Annotated in this window: 17 protein-coding genes and 1 tRNA gene; 5 read left to right on the forward strand and 13 right to left on the reverse strand. The window is 54.9% G+C overall.

The window, feature by feature from the left end; all coding sequences use genetic code 11:
- Positions 1-11 precede the first annotated feature (11 nt).
- The 7 genes from AC4IBF_RS16245 to AC4IBF_RS16275 all read right to left on the reverse strand — a co-directional run bounded on the left by AC4IBF_RS16245 (position 12) and on the right by AC4IBF_RS16275 (position 7,817).
- Positions 12-2,195, reverse strand: a complete 2,184-nt coding sequence (locus tag AC4IBF_RS16245) for a TonB-dependent receptor (RefSeq protein WP_252092611.1) — start codon at positions 2,193-2,195, stop codon at positions 12-14.
- Between the two features lie 184 nt (positions 2,196-2,379).
- The gene (gene yahO, locus AC4IBF_RS16250; RefSeq protein ID WP_023310654.1) at positions 2,380-2,655 is read right to left on the reverse strand and encodes a DUF1471 family periplasmic protein YahO; all 276 of its coding nucleotides are present in this window, start codon (positions 2,653-2,655) and stop codon (positions 2,380-2,382) included.
- Between the two features lie 149 nt (positions 2,656-2,804).
- A complete protein-coding gene (locus tag AC4IBF_RS16255) occupies positions 2,805-3,836 on the reverse strand; it encodes an ABC transporter ATP-binding protein (protein ID WP_491462965.1) in 1,032 nt (343 codons plus the stop codon).
- 1 nt (position 3,837) lies between these two features.
- On the reverse strand, positions 3,838-5,412 hold the full coding sequence (locus AC4IBF_RS16260) for an ABC transporter permease (protein WP_168708019.1): 1,575 nt from the start codon (positions 5,410-5,412) through the stop codon (positions 3,838-3,840).
- 24 nt (positions 5,413-5,436) lie between these two features.
- A complete protein-coding gene (locus tag AC4IBF_RS16265) occupies positions 5,437-6,453 on the reverse strand; it encodes an iron ABC transporter substrate-binding protein (RefSeq protein ID WP_133293927.1) in 1,017 nt (338 codons plus the stop codon).
- Between the two features lie 354 nt (positions 6,454-6,807).
- Positions 6,808-7,638, reverse strand: a complete 831-nt coding sequence (locus tag AC4IBF_RS16270; RefSeq protein ID WP_136195308.1) for a CPBP family intramembrane glutamic endopeptidase — start codon at positions 7,636-7,638, stop codon at positions 6,808-6,810.
- Positions 7,639-7,740: 102 nt separating this feature from the next.
- Positions 7,741-7,817 (reverse strand) — tRNA-Arg (locus AC4IBF_RS16275).
- 278 nt (positions 7,818-8,095) lie between these two features.
- On the opposite strand from AC4IBF_RS16275, the gene AC4IBF_RS16280 reads away from it, so the two are divergent.
- From AC4IBF_RS16280 to fimZ, 3 genes are all read left to right on the forward strand, one after another.
- On the forward strand, positions 8,096-8,794 hold the full coding sequence (locus AC4IBF_RS16280) for an EAL domain-containing protein (RefSeq protein WP_133293925.1): 699 nt from the start codon (positions 8,096-8,098) through the stop codon (positions 8,792-8,794).
- A gap of 24 nt (positions 8,795-8,818) precedes the next feature.
- Positions 8,819-9,547 carry a helix-turn-helix transcriptional regulator gene (locus tag AC4IBF_RS16285; protein WP_111963361.1) on the forward strand — a complete coding sequence of 243 codons (729 nt, stop codon included), beginning with the start codon at positions 8,819-8,821 and terminating at the stop codon, positions 9,545-9,547.
- Between the two features lie 799 nt (positions 9,548-10,346).
- Positions 10,347-10,979: a fimbria biosynthesis transcriptional regulator FimZ gene (gene fimZ, locus AC4IBF_RS16290; protein WP_008499339.1), complete on the forward strand. Its 633-nt coding sequence runs from the start codon at positions 10,347-10,349 to the stop codon at positions 10,977-10,979.
- A gap of 51 nt (positions 10,980-11,030) precedes the next feature.
- On the opposite strand, the gene sfmF is transcribed toward fimZ, so the two are convergent.
- The 6 genes from sfmF to fimA all read right to left on the reverse strand — a co-directional run bounded on the left by sfmF (position 11,031) and on the right by fimA (position 17,042).
- A complete protein-coding gene (gene sfmF, locus AC4IBF_RS16295) occupies positions 11,031-11,552 on the reverse strand; it encodes a fimbria assembly protein (RefSeq protein ID WP_115874402.1) in 522 nt (173 codons plus the stop codon).
- Between the two features lie 9 nt (positions 11,553-11,561).
- Positions 11,562-12,569 (reverse strand): type 1 fimbria D-mannose specific adhesin FimH, encoded by a 1,008-nt coding sequence (gene fimH, locus AC4IBF_RS16300; protein WP_115874401.1) that lies wholly within the window; start codon positions 12,567-12,569, stop codon positions 11,562-11,564.
- On the reverse strand, positions 12,562-15,123 hold the full coding sequence (locus AC4IBF_RS16305) for a fimbrial biogenesis usher protein (RefSeq protein WP_143344780.1): 2,562 nt from the start codon (positions 15,121-15,123) through the stop codon (positions 12,562-12,564). Before AC4IBF_RS16305 ends, fimH begins: the two co-directional genes overlap by 8 nt.
- 14 nt (positions 15,124-15,137) lie before the next feature.
- Positions 15,138-15,830 carry a type 1 fimbria chaperone FimC gene (fimC, locus tag AC4IBF_RS16310; RefSeq protein WP_127729854.1) on the reverse strand — a complete coding sequence of 231 codons (693 nt, stop codon included), beginning with the start codon at positions 15,828-15,830 and terminating at the stop codon, positions 15,138-15,140.
- A 34-nt stretch (positions 15,831-15,864) separates the two neighbouring features.
- Positions 15,865-16,410, reverse strand: a complete 546-nt coding sequence (gene fimI / locus AC4IBF_RS16315) for a type 1 fimbrial protein subunit FimI (RefSeq protein WP_133293923.1) — start codon at positions 16,408-16,410, stop codon at positions 15,865-15,867.
- Positions 16,411-16,478: 68 nt separating this feature from the next.
- Entirely contained in the window at positions 16,479-17,042 is a 564-nt protein-coding gene (gene fimA, locus AC4IBF_RS16320) for a type 1 fimbrial major subunit FimA (protein ID WP_023310641.1), read from the reverse strand.
- 310 nt (positions 17,043-17,352) lie between these two features.
- Between fimA and folD the strand changes: the two genes are divergently transcribed.
- Together folD and ybcJ are read left to right on the forward strand one after the other, a co-directional pair.
- On the forward strand, positions 17,353-18,219 hold the full coding sequence (gene folD, locus AC4IBF_RS16325; RefSeq protein ID WP_008499332.1) for a bifunctional methylenetetrahydrofolate dehydrogenase/methenyltetrahydrofolate cyclohydrolase FolD: 867 nt from the start codon (positions 17,353-17,355) through the stop codon (positions 18,217-18,219).
- Between the two features lies 1 nt (position 18,220).
- The gene (gene ybcJ / locus AC4IBF_RS16330; protein WP_023334767.1) at positions 18,221-18,433 is read left to right on the forward strand and encodes a ribosome-associated protein YbcJ; all 213 of its coding nucleotides are present in this window, start codon (positions 18,221-18,223) and stop codon (positions 18,431-18,433) included.
- Positions 18,434-18,483 lie beyond the last annotated feature (50 nt).

Consider the following 18,483-nt stretch of genomic DNA (forward strand, 5'->3'; position numbering starts at 1 on the left):
AGATGGAACGCTTAGAATTCGTAGCCAACCGAGACCTTAAAGGTGCGCGGTTCGCCCTGCGTAATATAGGTACCGGAATCGTCCACGCTGGACCAGTAGTTTTCATTGGTCACGTTGTCGATACCCGCGCGCACGGTCATCTGGTTTGCATTGTGGTTCACCGCGAAGCGATAGCGCATCCCCAGATCCAGCGTGGTGTAGCTGTCCAGCTTTTTGGTGTTTGCAAGGTCAGCATATTGCGCGCCGGAGTGATTCACGCGGGCGGTGGCAGTCAGGCCGTCAATCGGCTTAATGTCGTACTCTGCGCCCAGCACGGCGTAAAAGTTCGGAATACCGATCGCATCGTTACCCTGATTTACGCCGTTTTTGGTTTTGGTTAGCTCAGCCTGCAGCCAGGTAGCGCTGGCGTTCAGGCGCATCCCCAGCATTGGCTCGCCGAAGACGTTCAGCTCCACGCCACGGTTACGCTGTTCAGCGTCAAGGCCGTAGTGACCGCTGTCGTCGAGGATCGCCGACGGCATTTTGATTTCGAACAGCGCAAGCGAGCCGCCTACGCGGCCAAAGTCCGCCTTCACGCCCACTTCATTCTGCTTAGAGTGAACGATACCGGTGCTCTGGCCGTAGTTGGTGGCGGTATTAGGCGCGGTTTTGCCCGGCTGCAGCGCTTCGGTATGGTTGGCATAGAGGGAAAGCGTCTCCCACGGCTTGTAGACCACGCCGTAGGTTGGCATCCAGCGGCTGCCGTCGAAGCCATCCGCCGCGTTTTCCGCACCGGTAATTTTGTTATACCCGCGAATGACCACCTTCTGGTGGCGGGCGCCTGCGGTGAACAGCAGTTTGTCGTCCAGTACGCCCAGCGTATCGCTCAGCAGCCAGCCCTGTGTGCGCGTGCGTCCGCTGGTCAGCGGGTCGCTGTACTTTCCGCCGGAGCCGTTGAAGTTGCTGCTGTCCGGCATATCGACGCCGGTATTGTGGTAGATGTTGGTGGTCGGGTTATCCTTCGCAGCCGACATTTTCCACGCGATTTTTTCGTTTTTGGTCATCGCCGAATAGCCGACATTGACCTTGTGCGAGATAAAACCGGTATCAAAGTTACCGCGAATGCCCGCCATGCCGCTGACGGAATCACTGATGCGGTTGGTATCAAGACGGCTGACCGTTGCCTTACCGCTTTTATCGACCAGCTTCGGCGCGCTGTAGATCCCTTCCTCGTGCGCGTGCTGCGCGCCCAGGCCGGTGTAGGCGGTCCAGCCGTCGGTGATGTCGTACTCGCTGCGCCACATCCCGAACTCGTTTTCGATGTCGCTGTAGGCCCACTTCTGAGAGAAGTTGCGATCGTTTTTCGGCGGCTCGGGTACGAAATCCACCGCGGAGATATTGACGCTGGTCGGGCTGCCGTGGAAGGTTTTCTTCTGATAGCCGAGATCCAGCGAGGTGCGGAAGCGGTCACCGCTGTAATCCAGGCCGGTAGAGAGCAGCGTGGTGCGGCGGCGGTCATTCGGTATGCCGGTTTCCCCTTCGCGATGGACCAGGTTCACCCGCGCGCCAAACTGGTCGCTGTCACCGTAGCGACGGCCCGCATCCAGCGTGGTGCCAATCTGGGAATCAGAGGTATAGTCGATGCCCACTTTCGCCTGCGGGAGTTCGCCCGCGTGTTTAGGCTCAAGGTTGATCATCCCGCCCACGCCGGAGCTCGCCGCGCCGTTCATCAGCGAGTTGGCCCCTTTGAAGATCTCGATGCGATCGACCATCTGGGTATCTACTACCTGCCGCGGCAGCACGCCGGACAGACCGCCAAAGGTCATGTCGTCACCGTCAAACTTCAGGCCGCGGATGCGGTAGGTTTCCGCGCTGTTGCCATACCCCTGAACGAACTGCACGCCCGCGTCGTTAGCGACCACGTCAGCAATGGTTTTCGCCTGCTGATCTTCCACCAGCTTTGAGGTGTAGCTGATGATGTTGAACGGCACGTCCATGGCGTTCTGCTGGCCCAGCATTCCCATGCGTCCGCCGTTCGCCACCTGTCCATCAAGGAAGGCCGGTACCAGCTGGTCGCCGCCGGGTTTGAACTCGCTGGCAGGCTTAGCCTGCACGATGAGGGTATCTTCTTTTTGATCGTCAGCCGCGAAGGCGGAATGTGTTATTGCGCCAACGGCGAGCGCCAGCAGCGTTTTGTGTATGTTGGTGTTGTTCATCGTTAACTCATTTGAAAGTGCGCGCAAAAATGACCCGTTGTCGGGCCTTAGAATGTGTTTGCTGAAATGCAAATGAGAACTATACGCATTATAAATGCATTAGCAAGTGTAACCGCGTTCATGAGGAGGTATGGCGAGAAAAGAGGGTGAACAACCACCCCGTTTCGGGGTGGCTGCAATGACGTTATTTTTTCTTGTAGATATTGGCCGTACCGTGAATTTTATTGTTGGTGTTCCCTGAAGTGAGCACCAGGACATCCGCGCCTTTCTTATCGGCTTTCTCAATCAGTTCTTTTTTTGCATCATCCACCGATACTTCATTCGAGGTGTTTACCGTACCGATTTTTTTATATTGAGATGCAACTTTTTTGAACTCGCTTTTAGTGAGTAGCTGTGCAGCAAAAGCATTGGTTGTAAACAGTAACGCCGTTCCCAACAAAATAGCAGTCGTCTTTTTCATAACCTTTTTCCTTGAGATTAATCAGCAACTACGAAAAACCTCACGCATTGCGGTGAGGTTTTATGAGCATGGTAGAGAATCTCAGAGAATGCCATACGTTCGGGAAAAATCTTTTATAACAACCCGTTGCATGAAATTACTAACGAATATTAAGAATATTCGAATACACGCGCGGTGCCAGCAATATCAATGCGTACCGCCGTGCCAGGGTTCCATCCAGGCTGGCTGACGGTCTTCAGGGTCACGGGCTCGTGCTGCCCGGCGAGCCCAAGGGTGAGCGTCGACAGCTGGCCGGTGAAGTCCACATCAAGAATCGAGATTGGGCTTTCATGGGAGGCACATGCCGTCACGCTCAGCTGTTCCGGGCGCAGCATCACTCTGCCCTGCCCTGTAGCCTGCGCGTTGTCCGTGGGCACCTCACCCAGGGCGCACAGGGCGTAGCCCGCGGTGAGCTGCGCAGGCAGGATCAGCGCATCGCCAAGAAACAGCGCCGTCTCTTCGTCAACCGGACGGGTGTACACCTCATAAGGCGTCCCGACCTGCGTGAAGCGCCCGGAGCGCATGACCGCGACCTGCGTGGCAAAGGACAACGCTTCGTTCTGATCGTGGGTGACCAGAATCGAGGCCACGCCCGCTTCGGCCAGCAGATCGGCCGTGGCTTTACGGGTCATGGCGCGCAGGCCGGTGTCCAGCGCCGAGAAAGGTTCATCCAGCAGCATCAGTGAAGGACGCTTGGCCAGCGCACGGGCAAGCGCCACGCGCTGCTGCTGTCCGCCGGAAATCTCATGGGGCCAGTGCGTTGCGAGCTGCCTGTCCAGAGAGACCATCTCCATCAGCGCCTCAACGCGCTGGCGCTTCTCGTGGCGGGTACCGTCCAGCCCCCAGGCAATGTTGTCTGCCACATTGAGGTGAGGGAAAAGCGCCCCTTCCTGAGGTACAAAACCGATCCGGCGCAGGTGGGCGGGAACAAAGTTGTTTTCATCAAACAGCGTTCTCCCCTGCATGACAATGCGCCCCGTGTCGGGCGTTTCAAAGCCGGCAAGAATACGCAGCAGCGTGGTTTTACCCGACCCGGACGGCCCGACAATCGCCGTCCTGCTGCCCGGCGCAACGCTCAGGTTTAAGCTGTCGAGCACCTGCACATCAGAAAACGATTTAGAAATGGCGGTTAATTCAAGCATGTCATAGCCCTGCAATTTTCTTCGACTGCATATAGAGAATGGCGGTCAGCGGGAGTGAAATCAGGATCATCAGCATCGCGTAAGGGGCGGCGGCAACATAGTCAATTTCACTGGTTAGCGCCCAGAATCCGGTGGAGAGCGTGCGCGTGCCCAGCGGAGAGAGCAGCAGCGTGGCGGTCAACTCGTTGCTGACGCCGAGGAAAACCAGCGCGGCCCCCGCTGCCGCACCCGGCGCGGCCAGCCGCATCGTGACGCTCCAGAGCGCCTTCGCGGGCGTGCTGCCCAGGCTGCGCGCCACGTTTTCCAGCTCAACCGGCGCCTGAGCAATCCCCGCCCGCAGGTTGATGAGCGCACGGGGCATAAACATCAGCAGGTAGGCCAGGAACAGGGTAATTTCCGTCTGGTAAATGGGACGGGCGTAATGAATAGTGACGGTGACCAGCGCCAGCGCCGTGACTATGCCCGGCAGCGAACTGGTGATATAGATGCACCCTTCCAGCATCCGGAAGATGCGGTGTGGATAGCGGATACCGAGCCACGCGATGGGGATCACGCACACGGTCGTGAGAAGTGCGCCGCCCACGCCGAGCATCAGCGTCTGGCGCAGGGAGTGCCAGAGATCGGCACTCATCCAGTTTTGCGCGCCGCCGAGCCAAACCCAGCGACATAGAACAATTAACGGCACGCCCAGCGCCAGCACGATCAGCACGATGAAAAACAGCTGACCCAGCGCGGCCGCCGCAGGCTTCAGCGGCCAGCGTTTCTGCTCGCGCGCGGCCCCGGCGCCAATTCGCGCGTAGCGGGCTTTTCCACGCGTCACGCCTTCCAGCATTAATATAGCCAGGCAGCACAAGGCCAGCACGCCCGCCAGCATGTTTGCCGCCGGGCCGCTGAAGGTAGACTGAAACTGGTCATAAATGGCCGTGGTGAAGGTATCAAAGCGGATCATCACGTACAGGCCATATTCCGCCAGCAGGTGCAGCGCCACCAGCAGCGCGCCGCCGCAGATAGCCAGCTTGAGCTGGGGCAGCACCACACGGAAAAAGACCTTCCACGGCGGCGTGCCGAGCGACGCGGCGACATCTTCAAGCGTCGGATCAAGGCGACGCAGCACCGCCGCAACCGGCATATAGATAAACGGATAGTACGCAAGAACCGAGAGGAACACGCCCGCGGAAAGCCCATGCATGGACGGGACAACGCTCACCCAGGCATAGCTTTGCACAAACGCCGGAATGGCCAGCGGAGCGACCGCCAGCGCGGACCAGATGCCCCGTCCGGCAAGCTGCGTGCGCTCTGTGAGCCAGGCTATCACCACGCCCGTCACGATACACAGCGGAACCGCCAGGGCCGTCAGCCACAGCGTGTTGCCGAGCAGCTCAGCCACACGCGGGCGAAACACCAGCGCCTTAATGGTTTCCCAGCCGGTCTCAATGCCAATGGCAATGATAAAACCCAAAGGCAGAAGCGCCATTAATGAAAACAACACAGCTAACGCAACCATCGGCAGTGCAGGACGCCTGCGGACAGGCTCCTGCACTCTGTTTTTTCCGATGTCGAGACTCAGACCAGACATAAGACGTTCACTTCACTCTCAGGATCACAGCAGACCGGCTTGCGTCATCAGCTCGATAACTTTTTTACTGTTGAGCGTTGAAGGTTCAACTTTCGGTGCATCAAGATCTTTCAGCGGAACCAGTTTCGGGTTGGAGGCCGCGTTCACGCCCACTGCATACTCAAAGGCGTTGTTGGTACGCAGACTTTCCTGACCTTCTTTGCCGGTAATGTACTTGATGAAGGCCTGCGCCTGCGCTTTGTGTTTGCTGGACGCCAGCACGCCACCGCCGGAAAGGCTTACGAACGCGCCCGGATCCTGGTGTTTGAAGTAGTAGAGCTGAGTGTTTTTGCTGTTTTCACCGGTTTTGGACTGGTCGACAAAGCGGTAGTAGTGATAAATCACGCCGCCATCAATCTGGCCGGCATTGACTGCCTTCATCACGGTGCTGTTGCCTTTATAGGCAACGAAATTGGCTTTCATCGCTTTAAGCCATTCCAGGGTGGCCTTCTCGCCCTTCAGGGCCAGCATCGCGCTCACGATGGCCTGGAAATCCGCGCCTGAAGGAGATGCCGCCCAGCGGCCTTTCCACTCGGGTTTCGCCAGATCCATCAGCGACTTAGGCAGCTGCTGTTCGCTGAGTTTTGCCGGGTTATACACAAATACCGTGCTGCGGGCGGCAATGCCGATCCAGCGGCCGTGCGCAGGACGATATTCCGCCGGTACCTGCTTCAGGGTGTCTGGATCCAGCGGCGCAAACAGGTTTGCATTATCCACCAGCACCATGGACGGCGAGTTCTCCGTCAGGAATACGTCTGCCGGCGACGCGCTGCCCTCCTGCACCAGCTGGTTACCCAGCTCGCTGTCATCACCATTACGTAGAGTGACTTTAATACCGGTTTCTTTAGTAAAACCGTCAACCCACGACTTCACCAGGTTTTCGTGCTGCGCGTTATAAACAACGATACCTTCGTTGTTATCGGCGGCAACCGCTTGTGCGGAAAGGAAAAGGGAGGAAGACAACAAGGCAAGCGAGAAGCAGGACAGCAGGCGAGAATTCATGAACATATCCTTAATAGACCAACGGGAGTAACCACTCATAGCTTTGTGGGACAGGATTAAAGCATACAACAACGCTAATGATAATTAGTATCAATCGAGTTTAGTCGTAAAAGTGTAAAATTTCTTTTTAGCAGATTTTAGAATGATAAAAATCCAAATTTTAATGAGAGATAATTATTAGATTAAGAAAACCTTAAGCCTGCCTATAATAAATTAATTAGCCTTCTATTTATTATGACGCGAAGGTAAATCTGTTATTCATGCGCCCGGCAGATATAAAAGCCCCGATATTGCGGGGCTTTGTATGCTTATCCGGAGGTAGCTAAATTTATAAGGCTACTCATTTAAAAAGCATCACATAACCGCATGAGGGGCATACGCAGGATAGGTGAAGAACAATAAATGCACGCCGTTCAGCCCAAAATGGAATAACGTTGCAACCCAGAGCCTGCCGCTCCACATCCACGCCAGGCCGTAAATAATGCCGGAGAGGCTGGCAAAAATAATCAGCAGTAAACCGCCGCTATAATGCATCAGCCCAAAGATGACTGAGGCAATCAACAGCGCTACAACAGGATGAACGATCCGGGACAAGCGCTGCTGAAGGTAGCCTCTGAACAGAGCTTCCTCGGCCAAAGAGACGAAGAAAATATTCGCAAGGGCAAATTGCGCGAACCATTCTGGCGCATGTGGCTCAATTCTCAGCCCGCCCAACGCCACAGCCAGAAGTAACAGCGCGGGTACCGCAAGTACCAATATTCCCCAGCCGAGCTTGCCAATTTTATAGAGGGGTTTTGCTACGAATAGCGTTGGCATGCACGTAATTAAAAAGAACGGCACCACCGCCTTGTCCATATTAAAGTACATACTGAACGGTATGCTTTGCGGACCAACGACGACAGCATCCAGCACTTTGGGATTATGGAAGCCCGGGAGCACATGCATAACCAGGGCAACGGCGATGACCACGCACAGGCCTTCGACCAGATATGTGTATTTATTATTTTTATTACGTAGCCATTCAACAACAGACCAGCCAACAACGATTGATGCAATAACCAGCAGCGCCGGGGCGTCAAGAATACTCTGTTTCCAGCCGAGAAATGCCGTTAATCCCAGCATCAGGTAAGCCAGGCTTTTATTAAGAGAGAGTGCGGCAAGCGAAGTTGCGAGTAGATACCACATAAATGTCCTTCATGACCGGTAAGTTTTAGGGGTGATGTCCCAAATATGTCCCACAATGGAAATCAGGAGGATGTGAAGGAGGCGTAACTCTATGAAATTAAATGGCACGCCCTGTAGGATTCGAACCTACGACCTACGGCTTAGAAGGCCGTTGCTCTATCCAACTGAGCTAAGGGCGCACTGAGAAGTGTGTACTTCGCGGTGGTGAAACGCGAAGAATTATACGGTCAATGGCAGGTGAGTCAATGCCTTTTCCGTTTTCAGAGTCAATTACCGCTAGCCGATTGTAAATACGGCTATTTTCTCAACATTTTGTCCTGTTTCACCGTAAAATTTAGCGCTGCGAAAAGGCTTAGTTGCATTTAAGTAACGCCTGCTGTTTTCCCGAACGTCAGCTCGTCACACTAGAGTCAGGTATCCCGGCCGCCTGGAGGCTGACAGACAACAGGACAATGGAGTGACAGCGCAAAACCTGATCGATACGCCCCCCCGGTTACAGTACATATCTCAGGACATCGTCGGCATTAAGCTTGAGCCCATCGTCGCCCTTACCTCCTTACGTCAGGTTGGCGTCGAGGTCCTTAGCGTTCTGGCCGACACGCGGCACAGTGAGGACTTTTTTTGCGATCGGTCCGCAGACTGGTCGATAACGCTGCTTGAAGCGCAGCTTGCTGCGTTAAAAAATACGCCGCACGGTCATAACCTTTTTATTAATCTGCCGATAACCGTTCTGACAGAGCCCACGTCTTTTCAGCGACTTATAAGATTATCCTGCGTGCCGCTCAATATTGAGTTTGTCGACCCCGCGTCCATTTTGGCGCTTTCCGTCGCACAGAAGCAGTTCGTGGTTCAGAATCTCCATCAGTTGAGCAGACGAGGGCACGCAATCTGGCTGGACGACATCGATGACGTCTTAGTGCAGTCGTTTTTATCCTTTCGACTCCCGTTAAACGGCATCAAAATAGATAAGGAAGCATTCTGGCGTTTACGCGACACCCCTGAGTTGAGGCAACTGGTTTCCCTTTGCTTTCAGCTTGCCGGGAAAGTGCTTATTGAAGGTATTGAGACTGAACGCGATCGTACCTGTGCACTGCAGGCAGGCGCAGATCTCGGCCAGGGGTATTACTGGCCGTCCTGGACATGGCCGGAGGATTAGAAAGCCATTTCCAGGAGGGAGACCATGCGAATGACAGTGCGCCGTTACCGGCGGCGGCGTACAGGAAGTGATGCACTGGGATTTACGCGCTCACCTTTTGCTCCCCCCTTTTTCGACCGGCTCGAATTCTTGAGCCAGTCCATCAGCCAGCCCCGCAAAACAGACGCCCCTTTTATCCTTCTGGTGACTGAGGATCACTACCTGCGCACCGGTTTTCTCAACGGGCAATTTCCCCTGAGCAGCTGCTGCGACTACGCCACGCTGGACGATGCCCTCATCGCTCAGACGCAGTGGCCCTCAGCCCGTCTGGTCGTGGATATTGAAAGCCGGTCCACGGGGCTTCTGGAGAAACTGGATCAGTTGAGACGGCATAGTCTGTTTCCTCCGTTCCTGACGCCCTGGCTGTTGGTCAGGGCCGATAATTACGACACCCGCCTCTTCTGCAAAGCGGCAGGTCCCTTTCATGTTCTCGAACGCCAGCTGAATGCCGCTGCGCTCCAGCAGAGCCTGCTGGATACCCTCCCTCCGCAGGGTACGGAGAAAGACTGGTTTTCGCGCAACGAATGGCCCATCCTGCAGGAGCTTTCCCGGGGCAAGACATTACGTCAGATTGCCCTTATGCAGAATCGTCCCTATAGCCGTATTATCTATCGTCTCAGCTGCATCCTGGTGAAGCTCGGGCTGAGCCATCGTCAGGAATTACTGCATCTTCTTAATAACCTCTCAGACTGCACATTTTCACTCACGTCCTAACCCCTTATTTCCTAAAGCTGTTTAGGAATTTACTTACCACTTGCGTTGCATAAATGTTAATTTTTAACAATTAAATCGAATTTATAACTATTCCTAATTTAAGGACGCGAACATTGTGAAATGCCACAGAATGAACAAACGGCAGCACTTTACTCCATCCGTTAAGTGAATGCAGATAGCGTTAACAAGATGATAATGATGTAAAAACAAGCAGCTTAGCGACAACGTCCGGGAGGAAAAAGCAAAGCGGATAGCATGTTCTCCTGTGCAGGAGATGCGGACCTTCTAATCAACCAGCGCGCTTTCAGATGAAGGACTGGCGGCCTGCGAGGGCAATTGTTGAGCTCATCAGCGTGGGTTAGTCCCCCTAAATGATGGGTATTTTCGTTAACAATTAATCAACATAAAGAGATATCTGTTATTTTTTGTTATTACATAAAGATGAAAATATGCGGTAAATGAGATAACAGGATATTTCCGCTAAATTTAAAAAAATAGCGATTCAGATCCAGAAGATAATACAAACCCATAAGCGGATATTAATTTACAGGGTTTTCGGAAAAAACTTACCCTGTATAATAAGATGCGTATCAAATCTGAATAAGAAAAACCTTTTTGCCAACACCAGCCTAATGAGATGACCGCGCTGAGGCATAGTTCTTTTCATTACGTAAACAAGGATGCTTTCGCTCTTTCCAGGGAAATACTACGGTATAGGGATCTGCACATTATATCCTTCCGGCATTTCGAGAGTTTTACAAACTCTGCATAACGCTTTTAACAATCTGAGGCATTAAAAATGAAACCGGCATCCGTTATCATTATGGACGAACATCCTATCGTCAGAATGTCGATAGAAGTCCTGCTACAGAAAAATAAGAATATCACAGTCAAGCTCAAGTCTGGCGATAGCCATGAAGTTCTTGACTGTATCCGCAATCACCCTATCGATCTGGTGATCCTTGACATTGAACTCACGGGCACGGATGCTTTCGCTTTGCTTAAGAGAATCAGAAACTTAAACAAAGACATTAAGGTTCTGTTTCTCTCGTCTAAATCAGAGTTATTTTACGCGGGTCGCGCCATTCGCGCCGGGGCAAATGGCTTCGTCAGTAAGCGTAAAGATTTGGGTGAGATCTACAACGCCGTAGAAATGATCCTGATGGGCTATTCCTTTTTCCCGTCAGAAACGCTGAACTTTATAAACCATTTGGGTTCAGGGAAAGGGATGGCAGTAGATATGCCATTATCGAATCGCGAGGTCACGGTATTACGATATCTGGCGAATGGATTATCCAATAAGGAAATTGCTGAACAGCTACTATTAAGCAACAAAACCATTAGCGCGCATAAATCCAATATTTATTCCAAGCTGGGTGTGCAAAGCATCGTGGAATTAATTGATTACGCCAAAGCGCACGAACTGCTTTAACCTGAATTCACTCCCTGCAGCTTATCTGAGCTGCAGGGAGTGCGGTCAGTGCTAATTATAGTTAATCATAAAGGTGGCATCCGCATCGGCTCGTCCGGGCTGAGGGTTATCTGCGGTGGCAATATAATTGGCATAAAACGACAGTATCGCATTCCCCTGTGCATCAACCGAGACCGGCTGGCTGGCCTGCTGGAGAGCCAGGCGCGTTTTATCCGCATCCCTGATCTCTACCGCGACACGACTTGCAGTACTGGCGTCATTCAGCGCCAGCAGGCCGCTATTGCTCCCGTCGGCTTTACCCGAAAACGTGATGGACGCCGAGCCCGGCGGACAGCCGGTCAGCTTCAGCGTAAACGGCATGGGCTGCGTGCGGCTCCCGGTGGTGCTGAGCTGTTTGGTGGGCCAGGTCCCCAGCGTGACGGTCTTGTCGCTGTCGCTGCCTTCAGCGACGCAGGTAAAATCGACAATATTGCCGTAGAGCCGAATGTTGATCTCACCCAACGCGGTGTCCGCCTGGGCCTGTGTGCAAAGCGCAAAGAGCGCCACGGTGATTAAACGGATCCCGTTTCGCATATCGGCTCCTTAATCGTAATCCACGCGCAAATACCCGCGCGAGGTGAAGCGCCCTTCCGCAGGCTTATTGCCCGTCACGCTCACCGGCCAGACTCGGATCCCCACCTGCGCCTGCGCACTGTCGTCAAGGCGGAACGGAATTTTACTTGTCAGGTTGTTAGGCGTCAGCGGCGCCCCGCTCTGATTAGCAATGATGAATCCCACATCCGGGTTATCCGACACCAGCACATTATCAGAGACTTTTTCCGCCTCGACGCGCATCGTCAGCATGGCGTTCGCCTCTACGTTGGTGCATTTAATGGCGATGGTTTTACTCTGCGATGAGACGCCCTCCGGTTTGTTACCTACGCCCGCCTTGCTGAACAGGGAGGCGCCAATGTCGCCGAAATCAAATTCCACCACGTTACCGGCATTAATGGCGCAGCTTTGCGGCACCTGAATGGTTCCGCTGTAGCTAATGGTATAGACCGGCGTGGTGAGCGGATCCGAGGAGGTGGTGGTGACGTAGACGCGGAACATGGTGGCGCGCGGGATAACGACCATGTTAATAAAACGCCGGGTCACCTTAAGGCGGAAGACAAGGCTGGAGTCCTGAACGCCAAACGGTTTGTTTTTGGAGACGTTAGGATGGCTCCCCATCTGGATATAGCTTTTAGGCGGATAAAACACGCCAGCATAGCTGTCCGTGATTTTCATGGCCCCGTCCAGATAGTCGTTCAGCTTCAGATACTGATAGCCATCGCTCGTTCCCGTTACCTGATAATCGGTCACATAGCTACGCTTGGTGGTATTCCCGACGGTGCCCTTCGGGCAGACGGCATTGACCCCTACCCACTGCGACTTCTCGCTGAGCGTCACGACCTGTCCGATCTGGTTATTCGAGCTGTTGAATTTATCCGTCAGATCGTAATGCACTTCCGTCGGCACGCCTTTTTCATTGACGCACACGGTCGCTAATGCGTTTGTCGCAGGCAGTAACGCCAGAAGCGACAAAGCAAAGATTTGAGTTTTAATCACAGCCGATCCCCTTAAGTGTGATTGCCTGTTGCAGGCTCTTTTCAGGCAAGCTATAAGGCGCGCGACACTGGGACTGCGCCCCGTCGCCCCACTGGATCAGCAGTTCGCCTTCCAGCGGCAGCCCGCTCAGGTAAATTTGCCCGTCATCCCCCACCATGCTGGTCACGCCGCTTCGGTTTTCGCGAACCACCGCGCCGAACGGCACCGGCTGGTTGCCGCGCATCACCGTCAGCAGGGCGCGCACGCCGATGCGGGTATCAAAGCTGGCGCGCACCAGCGCGCCTTTGGTCGGCACCACGCTGCTCACGTTGTTTTCGATATCGGTGTTGTTGCTCATGGTGTTGGTATCCAGCGCCACACGGTTGTAGCGGTAGACAGTGGCATACGGCATCACCGCGTAACCACGCCAGTCGGTTCTCACGCCGGTCTGGTTTTCCACGCTGACGCCAGATGCCCCCGGAGCTTTGATCAGCACGTTGGTGTCCCCCAACGGCTGGCTGAAGGTCACGCCATCGGCGTGGCCGACCACCCCGCCGGAGAGCTGCCAGTTGAGATCGTGCTGATCGTCGCTGTAGTTGTAGCCGACGCCCAATGTGCCGTAGGTCGCCTGCCAGTTGGCGCTGGCGCTTCCGCTTGAGCCGTTGGTGCTGGTGTGTCCCTGGGTCACGCTGTAGTTCAGGTTGCGGTCTTCCAGCAGCGTGCCGCTGACGCCGGTTTGCCAGCTAGTGTCGCCATCGCTGTTCCGGCTGGCGGATGCCGTAGCGTAGGCGCGGTCAATCGCGCTGTCCCGGCGATAGCCCTGACGGGTAAAGATACTGAACGGCACGGAGACGTTAAACGACGCGATGCGGTCGGTGCCGTCGATCCCGACGGATTTGTTCCACGACCACGAGACGGAGTAGTTGATCCCCTTCATGCCTCCCGCGTAGCCCAGCTGGTACCAGAGATTCGTCTCGTCTGTTCCCCAGTAGGTCTGCTCGCTACCGGAGATATAGACCGAGCCATAGTCCCCCAGCGACTGAGAAACGTTGAGCTGGAAGCGACCTTTTTTATTCCACGTCAGGTTGTGATAACTCTGCACGTCCGGCACATCGTTATCGTTCTTGCTATCGGCATACTGATAGCCCTCCATTGAGCGCCAGGCCACATCGTCAAGGGTGTAAAACCCTTTTGTGGAGTAGCGGTAGCCCAGCAGCTGGAAGTTGGTGCCGAAGCCGTTAAGGGATTTCGCGTAGAGGAAGCGCAGAGACTGCCCTTCATGCTTGCTGTCGTCCGCGAGCTGGCTGCGGGCGTGGGTGATATCGAGCGAGACCGCGCCCCAGTCGCCCAGGTTTTTTCCGGCCCCGACGGCCACCGCGGTATAGCGCGATGCCAGCTGAGTTCCGCCGTAGAGCGTGTAACCGTTGGCGAGACCGGTAATCAGGGTTCCCTGGGTGAAGAATGGCGTATCCTGATCGCTGTTACCGCTGCGGTAATCCCCCGCCACGAGGTCATACTTCCAGCGCCCTTCACGCTGCAGAAGCGGCACGGTGGAGTACGGCACGGTATAGCGCTGCTGGGTGCCGTCTTTCTCTTCGACCGTGACTTCCAGGTCACCGCTTGAGGAGGTGGGGTTAAGATCGGTGATGGCGAATGCGCCCGGCTGCACATAGCTTTGATAGATAACGTAGCCATTCTGTCGAACGACCACTTTGGCGGGCGTACGGGCGATCCCGCGCACGGTCGGCGCGTAGCCCTGCAGGCTGTCCGGGTACATGCTGTCAGACGAGAAAAGCCGCCCGCCGCGAAAACCCATGCTGTCGAAGACGTCATTCCCGGTATTGCTGTCGCCCAGCACCAGTTCACTTTTCAGCGGGATGACGGTGCGCTGCGCCCAGGTGCCAATATTCTGCCACTCGCTGTGCCGCTGCCCGTTATTCTCCGTGTACCGCCATGCGCCGTTGTTACGTAAACGCCAGGCGCCATAGTTCAATCCGCTTTGCAGGTTGAGGTAATAGCTGTCGTCTTCGCTTCCCCGGTTACCGGAGAAGCTGTAGTTCACCAGTGCGGCAGGGATACCTTCATCCCACTGTTCAGGCGGAATATAGCCCCGGGCGCTGTTTTGCAAAGCCACCTGCGGCAGGCTGACGTCCAGACGCTGCGAGGCAAAGTTGAATACCGTTTCGCTGCCGGGTATGGCCGTGGTCAGCGGAACGCAGGTCTCGCCCTGCACCTTAGCCAGCTCGGGAAACGCCGCGACGTTGACGCCAAAGCGATCGAGCATCGCGCGCGTAATGCACGCCGACAAACCGCCCGCCACCGGCGGCGTGTTCTCTGCCTGCTCAAAACGCACGTCCTGGGTACCGATAAACTCATCGTTACGCCAGATATCCACGCGATAAACGCCGGGTGCCTGCTGGTGTCCCTGTTCAAAACGCGACAAATCCGCCACGCTGGCGGTATCGTCGGACAAAAAGGCCGGGTTGAAATAACTTTCGCTCCAGCCAGCCTGCGGCCAGAGCGCAGCCATCAGCGCCAGCGCAACCGGGCAGTAACGTCCCTGGTGGTTTTTCATCGCCCTGACTCTGCTCACAGGTTGACGCTACGCGCCGGGGTGATGGCACCGTAGTCATTCACGCTCTGCCAGGAAAGCGTACCGCTGGCACCGGCTGGCAGCACCTGCTGAGACGAACTTTTCGGCGCAACCATCAGGTTGTCCAGCGTCTGCCCGCCCAGCTTCAGATTAACGAGCGTGATATAATACGGCGACGCGTTGCTGACTTTGAGATGGTTGCCCGTGCGCTCAAACCGCAGCTGGGAAAGCGCCTCTTCCGGCTGCATCGCCAGGTTGTTCGGGCGCACAAACAGCTTGATGCGTGAAAGGATAGCCAGCTGCAACACGTTATTGTTTTCCGTTTTCGCTTTGTTCACCGACGGGATCGCCTTCACGTTCATGTAAAAGAGCGATTCGCGATCGGCAGGCAGCGCCGGCCCGGCGTAAATAATACGCAGCGTGTTTTCGCTGTTCGGCTCGCTAACAAACAGGGGCGGAGTGACGGCAAACGTTTTTTCTTTTTGCCCGCTCGCATTTTCGATCCACGCGTTAATTAAATAACGTTCCTGTTTGTTGCTGTTGGTGATCGCCAGCGACGTTTGCTTCGCCTCTGCCGGATAAATAACGCGCGTGGCCCCCAGTGCAATACCGCCGGATGCATTTGCGCATGCAGAAACCATCATCAAAATAAACGATAAAAAAAGTCCTGGTTTAATTAGGGTATTCATCACAACCGTACCTTTAATAATGTGTTCGCAGGTGTTACGGATAAATCAACGTAAACCAGACATCCGACTGAATTTTGCCTGGCTCGAGATGTTCGGAAATAGCCCGATAGCGGGCGCTAAAATGGAACGCGAGCTCGCGGGTATCGACAGGCAGCCAGCTGACGGCCGTAGCGTTTGGGATTATCTGACGTTGCTGTTCGTCAAAGAGCGCCAGCCCGACGCCGCTGCTGACGGGTGTTTCACCCGGCCGCGATGTCGCCAGAAAGACCTGCGGATCCTCTGCGGGTGTGACGCCCTGAAACTGGATCCCCACGGTGCGCGAAACATCAACGCTGCAGTCCAGCAGCCGTACGGTGAAAGGCACATTCACCGTGGAAAAACTGCCCACGCCGGAAAATGAATTGGTTCGGTACTGGCCCATGTCGATGCGCATATTCTGGCTGTCGGGCGCCACGGCGCAGCCGCCGTTCACCAGTTCACCTCTGAGATGAACCTTGCCGCCTTCGATCACCACGGTATGCGCCGATGCCGGGCAAGCCATCGCAAGGGTTAACAGCAGTAGTGTTCCAGTCCTTGTCATCCTTCGTTCCTGGCATTAGCGTATGACGGGCCTCGTCCCTGAGGCCTGAACATCCCTGTGCGGAGGAATTACTCGTATTTCATTACGAAGGTGGCGTCAGCGTTCGCCTGACCTGGCTCAGTGGTGGCAGCCGTTGATTTGTAACGCGCGGTGAACTTCAGGGTGTTGGTCCCTTCGATCAGCGTCTGCGCAGCAGAGAAGGTCGCGCCGTCTGGGGTCAGAACGCTGGATTTGCTGTCGAGGATCTCGATACCCACGCCTTTCGCGGTGTTGTCGTTGTTACCGGAGGTGACGGCCAGCAGGGTTTTGTCGGTTGGGTCGATCTGACCGGTGAACGCAACGGCTGCGGTTTTGGCCACCAGCGGATCGCAATCGTTCAGTTCAATGTTGAACGGAATATTAGAGGTGGTGTCGCCCACTTTGGTGAATTTCGCGGTACGATACTGACCCAGATTAACGGTCTGCTCGGAAGAATCAGTATTTACTGAACAAGCCGCATTAACCAGCTCACCTTTAAAATGTACGGTACCGCCATTTACGGAAACCGGCGCAGCAGGATCCGCTGCATTTGCGGCACCCGCAACCAGGGCCAAAGTTGCAATAACAGTAGAAGCAATGTTGCTGAGTTTCATGTCTATTCCTTTAAAATGTAAATAACCCTTCCCGCGAAAAATCGGGAATAAGAAATACGTTCAATTGAGTAATTGAAAGCTTATTTCGGAGGAGACAAAGTAGCTCAGGAGGTGATTTTTAAATATGTCAAAACGCTGCCATTTCGCCAGGTCACATCCTAATCCCGCCTAAGAAATTGACCATCCCTTAAGAAGGGTTTTTGCGTCACGCTGATAAAAACGCGTAAAGGGTGACTGACAGCGACGCTCGCTTCTGACAAAATACACGCCATCCCCCCTTTCAAACGTTACAGACGGAATCTTCTCTCTGATGGCAGCAAAGATTATTGACGGTAAAACGATTGCGCAGCAGGTGCGCTCTGAGGTCGCGGAAAAAGTGAAGGCGCGTAAAGCGGCCGGAAAACGCGCCCCCGGGCTGGCCGTTGTGCTGGTTGGCAGTAACCCGGCATCGCAGATTTATGTCGGCAGCAAGCGCAAAGCGTGTGAAGAGGTGGGGTTCGTCTCCCGCTCTTACGATTTGCCGGAAACCACCAGCGAAGCAGAACTGCTGGAACTTATTGACACTCTGAATGCCGATAAAGAGATCGACGGTATTCTGGTTCAGCTGCCGCTGCCCGCCGGTATCGACAACGTGAAGGTGCTGGAGCGTATCGCACCGGATAAAGACGTGGACGGCTTCCATCCTTACAACGTTGGCCGCCTGTGCCAGCGCGCGCCGCGTCTGCGCCCGTGCACGCCGCGCGGTATCGTGACGCTGCTTGAGCGTTATAATATCGACACCTACGGTCTGAATGCCGTGGTCATCGGCGCGTCCAACATCGTGGGCCGTCCGATGAGCATGGAGCTGCTGCTGGCCGGCTGCACCACCACCGTCACCCACCGCTTCACTAAAAACCTGCGCCACCACGTTGAGAACGCCGATCTGCTGATCGTTGCGGTCGGCAAGCCAGGCTTTATTCCTGGCGAGTGGATTAAAGAGGGTGCGATTGTCGTGGACGTCGGAATTAACCGTCTGGAAAACGGCAAAGTGGTCGGCGACGTGGTGTATGAAGATGCCGCCGCGCGCGCGTCTTACATTACCCCAGTACCGGGCGGCGTAGGCCCGATGACCGTAGCAACGCTGATTCAGAATACGCTGCAGGCGTGCGAAGAATATCACGACGTAGAGGACGCGTAAGATGGCGACTTTTTCATTAGGTAAACATCCGCACGTTGAGCTGTGCGACCTGCTCAAGCTGGAAGGCTGGAGCGAAAGCGGCGCACAGGCGAAAATCGTTATCGCCGACGGGCTGGTAAAAGTCGACGGCGTGGTAGAAACGCGCAAGCGCTGCAAGATTGTCGCGGGCCAGACCGTGAGCTTTGAAGGGCAAAGCGTAACCGTTACGGCCTGAGCCGTTTGATGCCCTCACCCTAACCCTCTCCCACTGGGAGAGGGGATATA

It is taken from the genome of Enterobacter sp. Taxon_8 (genome assembly GCF_058354585.1).

Coding starts and splice junctions, on each gene's coding strand:
- AC4IBF_RS16245 (WP_252092611.1), bottom strand. CDS start 2,195: ATGAACAACACCAACATACACAAAACGCTGCTGGCGCTCGCCGTTGGC.
- yahO (WP_023310654.1), bottom strand. CDS start 2,655: ATGAAAAAGACGACTGCTATTTTGTTGGGAACGGCGTTACTGTTTACA.
- AC4IBF_RS16255 (WP_491462965.1), bottom strand. CDS start 3,836: ATGCTTGAATTAACCGCCATTTCTAAATCGTTTTCTGATGTGCAGGTG.
- AC4IBF_RS16260 (WP_168708019.1), bottom strand. CDS start 5,412: ATGTCTGGTCTGAGTCTCGACATCGGAAAAAACAGAGTGCAGGAGCCT.
- AC4IBF_RS16265 (WP_133293927.1), bottom strand. CDS start 6,453: ATGAATTCTCGCCTGCTGTCCTGCTTCTCGCTTGCCTTGTTGTCTTCC.
- AC4IBF_RS16270 (WP_136195308.1), bottom strand. CDS start 7,638: ATGTGGTATCTACTCGCAACTTCGCTTGCCGCACTCTCTCTTAATAAA.
- AC4IBF_RS16285 (WP_111963361.1), top strand. CDS start 8,819: ATGCGAATGACAGTGCGCCGTTACCGGCGGCGGCGTACAGGAAGTGAT.
- fimZ (WP_008499339.1), top strand. CDS start 10,347: ATGAAACCGGCATCCGTTATCATTATGGACGAACATCCTATCGTCAGA.
- sfmF (WP_115874402.1), bottom strand. CDS start 11,552: ATGCGAAACGGGATCCGTTTAATCACCGTGGCGCTCTTTGCGCTTTGC.
- AC4IBF_RS16305 (WP_143344780.1), bottom strand. CDS start 15,123: ATGAAAAACCACCAGGGACGTTACTGCCCGGTTGCGCTGGCGCTGATG.
- fimC (WP_127729854.1), bottom strand. CDS start 15,830: ATGAATACCCTAATTAAACCAGGACTTTTTTTATCGTTTATTTTGATG.
- fimI (WP_133293923.1), bottom strand. CDS start 16,410: ATGACAAGGACTGGAACACTACTGCTGTTAACCCTTGCGATGGCTTGC.
- fimA (WP_023310641.1), bottom strand. CDS start 17,042: ATGAAACTCAGCAACATTGCTTCTACTGTTATTGCAACTTTGGCCCTG.
- folD (WP_008499332.1), top strand. CDS start 17,353: ATGGCAGCAAAGATTATTGACGGTAAAACGATTGCGCAGCAGGTGCGC.
- ybcJ (WP_023334767.1), top strand. CDS start 18,221: ATGGCGACTTTTTCATTAGGTAAACATCCGCACGTTGAGCTGTGCGAC.